Source organism: Commensalibacter sp. A3DC (genome assembly GCF_047307945.1).
Taxonomy (GTDB): domain Bacteria; phylum Pseudomonadota; class Alphaproteobacteria; order Acetobacterales; family Acetobacteraceae; genus Commensalibacter; species Commensalibacter melissae.
In genome coordinates, this window is the sequence record NZ_JAXOQA010000106.1 from 1 (window position 1) to 2,899 (window position 2,899).

The following is a 2,899-nucleotide window of genomic DNA, read 5'->3' on the forward strand; positions in this document are numbered from 1 at the left end:
GAAATGAAAACGCCCGTTTAATGCTGTATATTAAAATAGGATATCAGGTTGTAACTATGAAATATAGCTTTTGTTTTTTATCACTTTCCTTTTTGAGTATTGCATTGACCAGTTGTGCGGTTGGACCTGATTTTAAAAAACAGACACCTTGGTACCCTTCAAAATGGTATCCAAACCATAATTCAATCCACGGTAATGTTACAAGTCAAATCAGTAAGAATAAACTGGATCCGAATTGGTGGGAATGTTTTCATGATCCGATATTATCTGATCTGGAACGTCGCACTATCGTAAATAACCTTGATATTCAAATGGCTACACAGCGAATGATTGCTAGTCGTGCCCAGTTAATCATAACAGGATCGGCACGTTTTCCCACCTTGAATGCAATGGGTAGTTACAGCCGAGCACAACATAGTAGTAAAATGGCACGTCGAATTATTAACCGTGTCGAGAATCAGAAACCTGAGTTAGGTAAAATCGTTGACCCCAAGGATATTGATATTCCCACTTTTAATGAATGGGCTGATGCTCTGGATTCAAGTTGGGAAGCTGATATTTGGGGGCGTGTTCGTCGTCAGTACGAGGCTGGTAAAGCTTTATGGCAAGTTTCCGAAGAGGAGCGACGAGATATTTTAACCCTCCAGTTGGCTGAAGTTGCCAATGATTATATAACTCTACGTGGATTGCAGACACAACTGGATATTGTTCGAAAAAATGCGAAAATTGCTCAGGATTCACTTGATTTAGCTCAAAAACGTTATACGGGGGGATTGGTAACAGAATTGGATGTTCACGATGCCCGTGCTCAACTGGAACAGACAAATGCACAGATCCCACAATTGGAAGAGCAGGTCATTAATTATATGAATGCCCTTGCATTGTTAATGGGGGAACCACCCCGCGCCTTGGATCAAACTTTGTCACAACAAAAACCAATTCCTCCAGTTCCCCCGCAGATTCCTGTTGGTTTGCCCTCTGAATTGCTGCAACGTCGTCCAGATGTAAGAGAGGCTGAAGCCGCCTTACATGTTGCAACTGCAGAGGTTGGTGTGGCAGAAGGGGATTTTTATCCAAAAGTAACCGTGGATGCAAAAATGGGCTTTCAATCTTTATCGATCAAGGATTTGGGATTTTGGTCAGCACGGGCATGGAATATTGGACCGACAATATCAATTCCCATTTTTGAAGGGGGGAAATTAAAGGGTCAATTACAATTAAAAAAGGCGCAGCAGAAAGAAGCGGCTCTTGCTTATCGTAAAACTGTTTTGCGTGCTTGGCAGGAGGTTGATAACGCTCTGTCTGCTTATCAAGCCGAACAGTTAAGAAATGATAAATTAAGGGAAACTGTCAATTCAAACCAGCAATCTGTTTTTTTGGCACAGGAACAATATCGTGAGGGGTTGCAAACCTTTATCAATGTTCTGGATGCAGAACGTCGACTATTGCAATCTCAGGATGATTTGGTAAAAAGTACAACACGTATTTCAACCAATTTAGTACAACTGTATAAAGCACTTGGTGGAGGATGGGAAACAACCTTTCCCGAACATACTGAATCGCTTCAAAAGAAAAGTTGATTATAAAATTGCTAGCGCATAATCAGAATAGTTGATCATTACGGTCAAATTATTTATTTCCTTATAAATAATTTATATTTTGGAGCCGTATTATTGCCAAGGAAATTTTATACCCTTCAAATGTTAAGAGGGCTTGCCGCTTTATCAGTTTGTTGGGCGCATTTTTTATCGATTAAAATAGAAGTTAAACCCATATTCGCAACGATATATACGTTTTCTGGACCTTTCGTGCGATATGGGGTGGATCTATTTTTTGTTATAAGTGGTTTTGTCATTGCGTTGAACGTTCTTGAAAACCATGAAAAAGCATCATTTAAGGAAGGATTGGAATTTTTAATTAAAAGAATTTTTCGGATTTATCCGTTATTTTGGATTACCATGATTTTCATTATCATTCTTTTTCACTGCAATGGTATTAAAACAGCTGGTTTGCATAAAATAGAAAATATTTCACATTTTTTCCTTTTAACTACTGATATGCCATTACAGAACGCTGCATGGACATTACCCTTCGAACAGTATTTTTATCTTGTAATGTTCTGTTTTATTTGTTTGTTTCCCAGAAAATCATTGCTTCCTTTTTTTATAATCTGGGCAATTTTACATTTGATCATTTTATATGCTTATGTGGAACATTGGATTCATCATGTTCCATTTTTTCTCGGAGATAACCAGATTTTCAACTTTTTTTTCGGGTTATGCGTTGCTTATATTTTTTTTAAAATAAAAAAACATACTGTAATGGATAAGTATATTGCTTTGTGTTTAGGTATATTGATCGGTGGTACAGGTTTTATATTCACTTATAAGAAATTATATGGATTACATTTTAATGAATGGGCCAATTTATTTTATAATGGATTATCACCAGCTCTGATTTTATATGGATGTATAGGACTTGAAATGAGCAATCATATCCAAATTGCGAATTTATTAAAAAAACTAGGTGATGTGTCATATTCCATTTATTTGTGGCATTGTCCTATCCTTTATATTTTTATCACATTTTATCAGTTACGATTTTTTTCTAACGCTACTCATCCTTTCTTGCAGATTGCTGTAGAATTAATACTTGTCTTAATTGTAAGCTTTTACAGTTATAACTGGATTGAACGTCCGTTTATTCATTTATCAAATCGAATTGTTAGAAAATGGTTATAAAATAGAATATTTGGGTATTATCATTGAACATTATGCAATTAATAAGGTTAAAAAAAAAGGATTAACATGGCAGAAGCATTAATCCTTTTAAACTGAAATTCAATTATTTTACTAATATAACAAAATAAAGTAAATTTAAAAAATGATTAATGTTGTTA

At 35.5% G+C, this 2,899-nt stretch carries 2 protein-coding genes; both read left to right on the plus strand.

Translation table 11 applies throughout. The annotated features are described in order from the left end of the window. On the plus strand, positions 1 to 1,580 hold a 1,580-nt coding region (locus U0839_RS08625; RefSeq protein WP_413550487.1), incomplete at its 5' end, for an efflux transporter outer membrane subunit. A gap of 93 nt (positions 1,581 to 1,673) precedes the next feature. Continuing rightward, positions 1,674 to 2,741: an acyltransferase family protein gene (locus U0839_RS08630; protein WP_155564891.1), complete on the plus strand. Its 1,068-nt coding sequence runs from the start codon at positions 1,674 to 1,676 to the stop codon at positions 2,739 to 2,741. The last annotated feature ends 158 nt before the right edge of the window (positions 2,742 to 2,899 follow it).